2 protein-coding genes are annotated in these 3,629 nt (G+C 38.4%); both read left to right on the top strand.

Annotated elements, in window-relative coordinates:
- Positions 1-333 precede the first annotated feature (333 nt).
- Positions 334-1,755: a hypothetical protein gene (locus ACOCD9_RS17830; RefSeq protein WP_419548092.1), complete on the top strand. Its 1,422-nt coding sequence runs from the start codon at positions 334-336 to the stop codon at positions 1,753-1,755.
- Positions 1,724-3,629 (top strand): tetratricopeptide repeat protein (locus tag ACOCD9_RS17825; protein ID WP_419548091.1); only part of this gene is annotated, 1,906 nt, incomplete at its 3' end. The genes ACOCD9_RS17830 and ACOCD9_RS17825, both read left to right, overlap by 32 nt.

Genomic DNA, 3,629 nt, shown 5'->3' with positions numbered 1-3,629 from the left:
TTCTTGGGCTGCCCATTTCTCCATTTTTTTGCTTACCTCCACCTTGATTCCTTCTTTCAAAACTATACCTATCAATCGTTTCCCCTTTTTTTAAGTTTCTTCTCTTTTTGTTAAGAAAGATCCGACTAATGGATAGCTTATTAAGCGGGGATTAAAGGGGGGACTAAGGGGGGATCGGCACCCTCCTTATCAAGGGGGATCCCCCCGCCTTCGGCTTCCCCCCTTATCAAGGGGGGCTAGGGGGGATCGAACCTAAAATCCATTTTTAATTTAATTATAACCAGCTACTTATATAATAAAAAGTATCTCCAGAGAATGATTTTTCCTGTCTCTATGCAACACCCCTCTCTGACTCGCTTTGAACCTGCGACTACTCTTGATGAAATCCATTTAACTATATCTCCTGAACCCCTATTAACTCAGAAGGAAATAGATGCTTTTTATCGAGAAGAAATGAATAAGGTGAGAGGGGAAGATAAAATTCAGCGTCTAAAATTAGGGTTAAAACGGGTCATAGATACGCAACAATATTACAAAGCCTGTTTAATGGGACACACGGGGGTAGGCAAATCGACAGAATTAACTCGTTTAATTAATGATCCTGAGATTAAACAGCATTTTGAACCCCTGCGATTTAGTGTTTTAAGTGAACTCGATGCGATTAATTTCAGTCCCCTTGATGTGTTTCTCTTTATGGTGGTGGAAATTGTTGAGAAAACCGCTAAAATTTCTCGACAACCCAGTGATGAAAATTTACAAAAGCTTTGGGATTGGTTTAGTTCTGAAGAATTTACCCGCAAGGAAACCAGAGAAAGTCAAATCAAAACGGAAGCAGGAGCGGGAGTAAAGGAAGATTCTTTCTGGAATAAAATTCTCGGACTTTTTGCCTCTCTCAAGGGAGAATTCCGGTTTGCTTCCTCGCGAGAGAAAAAAGTTGTTGAATACCGTCTTTCCCGTTCCAGAGATTTAATTAATATTGCTAATCAACTCCTGAAAGAGTGTAATCAGAACTTACAGGAAACTATGCAGAGAAGCTGGCTAATTATTGGAGAAGACTTCGATAAAGCTGGTGTTTCACAAGAAGCGGTCAGGGATTTATTTTTAAACTATTCTAACATTTTCAAAGATTTAGACATTCACATTATTTTTAATATTCCGATTGGATTGTATAATTCATCTCCTGGGATTAACCTCACTTTTGACCATAATCTCCTGATTCCCGATACTCCAGTTTTTTGCCAAAAAGATCATACTCCTAACCAAAAAGGACGGGAAGCAGTGAGAAAAGTTTTAGAAGCAAGAGTTAAATCTAATTTATTTGAAGATGGACAAATAGAGCGGGTTATTATTGCCTCTGGTGGCAATATCAGAGATTTATTTTATTTAGTTAGAGAAGCTTCTGATGAAGCAATTGTCAATCAACAAAATCTGATCATGTCTAGTCATATTAGCAGGGCAATTCGCAGTTTAAGAACAGAATATGAAAGACGTTTAGGCCAAAATCCTTATGATATCGATTCTGTTAGTTATGGGGATAAGGTATTATTGTTAAAACGAATTTATGATGCTAATCCGGAAGCACAAATTCCCAATGAAGTATTATACGCTTTATTAAATGATCGAGCGATTCAAGAAGTAGATGGAGACGGGGAAAGATGCTTTATGGTGCATCCCCTTGTGGTTGATATTTTAAATGCTCAAGGTCATATTCCTACTGGTCCCGATGGAGGTGTCCCCGGTGGTACATCAAGTTAATCAAACTAATCAATCGGAGTTAGAACCGGGTACTATTTCCCATACGGCAGCTCGTTTGCTATTATGGGGACAAAGACCATCTAGAGGTTTAGCTAGGGTGGAATTTTATGATGAGTTTTCCCGTCAGCAAGTAGTTAGAGAATTAGAGAATAAACTGCAAGAACAAGGCATTATTTTTCATAAAATTGTCTTACCAATATGGGAAAAACCTTCTTTTGTCTTGAACTTCTTGTTAACACAATTGGCAGAATTGGAGTCGGGAGTAGTATCAATTACTGGTTTTGAAACCGCTTTTTCTGATGCTTCCCTAGTAGATGCCTTGCAATTAATTAATTTCAATCGAGAAAATTTAGCTCGCTTTAATCTCCGACAAATTTGGTGGATGAATCATAATTTTACTAACAAAGTTATTCTGTATATGCCAGATTTAAATTCTTGGTTTTTCCTGCGGTTATTTTTAACAGAAAATTCAACCCAAGCTACCAACTATAATCAGCTATTTACCGATAAAAATACCGTTCATGATCCCTATAATTTACCAGGAACAGCAGTTAACTTTGTTGGTAGAGAACAGGAATTATCCCGGATTCATCAAGCTTTTCAGCAATCTTCCCCAGTGGTTTTAAGTGGGATGGGAGGTTCGGGAAAAACTGAATTAGCTTTACAGTATGCTTGGCAACATAAAGGGGATTATCCTGCGGGTATTTGTTGGATAAATGTCCTTAACAGTGACCCCGGTTTAGCTATTTTATTTTTTGCCAGAGAATACCTGGGTTTAAACATCCCCAATCAGGGAACCTTAAGTGAACGAGTGCGTTACTGTTGGCAAAATTGGCCCGAGGGAAATGCTTTAATTATTTTTGATGATGTGCGTGACTACGACCAAATTACATCTTATCTACCACAGGGAAAAGAATCTCGTTTTCGGGTTTTAATTACCACTCGCTTTAGTTACTTAGGGGTATCGCTATCAACGATAAACTTAGATGTTCTCACAGCAGCGCAAGCTTTAGATTTACTGCAAACCTACTTAGGAAAAGAACGTCTAACCGCGGAGTTAGAGGCAGCCAAGCAACTTTGTCAGTGTTTAGGATATTTGCCTCTAGGATTACAATTACTAGGCAGTTTTCTGAGACAAGCAACCACTGAAACTTTAGCAAATATCAAGGAAAAATTCCCCAAAAAAGGCTTAAAATATCTCAACTCTGATAAGGAGGAAGTCCGCAGTATTAAAACAATTCTGGATCTCAGTTGGCAACTGTTAGAAACAGAAGAACAAAAATTAGCTCTTTATCTCAGTTTATTTGCTTCGGCACCTTTTCCCAAGCACTTAATCATCAGTTTATTTTCTGATGAAGCTAAAGACGAGATAGAAAAATGGTTAACCGATAGCTTGGTTAAGCTTAATTTGCTGAAATCTTTAGGCAATGAATGGTATCAACTGCATCCCCTCATCCGTCTTTATCTACGGGAAAAATTAGAAGGTTCCGAGATAGCCAATACCGCAAAAAGTCGTTATTGTACGGTGATGACAGATACATCGAGAACAGTCCCCCAAACTCCTACTCTAGATATTATTCAAAATCTGACTCCCTTAATTCCCCATATTGAACAAGCTGTCAGGGAATATCCAGAATATATCGCTGATAAGGATTTAGTTTCGTCCTATACGGGTTTAGCTCGTTATTATGAAGGACAAGGATTGTATGCTATTGCTGAACCTTACTATCAAGATTGTTTAACCGCAACTCGAACCCGCTTAGGAGAAAATCATCTCGATGTGGCAACTTCCCTCAACAATTTAGCACTATTGTACTATTCTCAAGGCAGGTACACAGAAGCGGAACCTCTCTATCTAGAAGCATTAGATTTGA

The sequence above is a fragment of the Microcystis sp. genome (genome assembly GCF_048564745.1).
In the GTDB taxonomy this organism is placed as follows: domain Bacteria; phylum Cyanobacteriota; class Cyanobacteriia; order Cyanobacteriales; family Microcystaceae; genus Microcystis; species Microcystis ichthyoblabe_A.
Note: the sequence above shows the minus strand (reverse complement) of the source record. Positions and strands in the feature narration are given on the sequence as shown.

Bases quoted from the DNA above. Each gene is read 5' to 3' on its own strand.
- ACOCD9_RS17830 (WP_419548092.1), top strand. From the start codon at position 334: ATGCAACACCCCTCTCTGACTCGCTTTGAACCTGCGACTACTCTTGAT.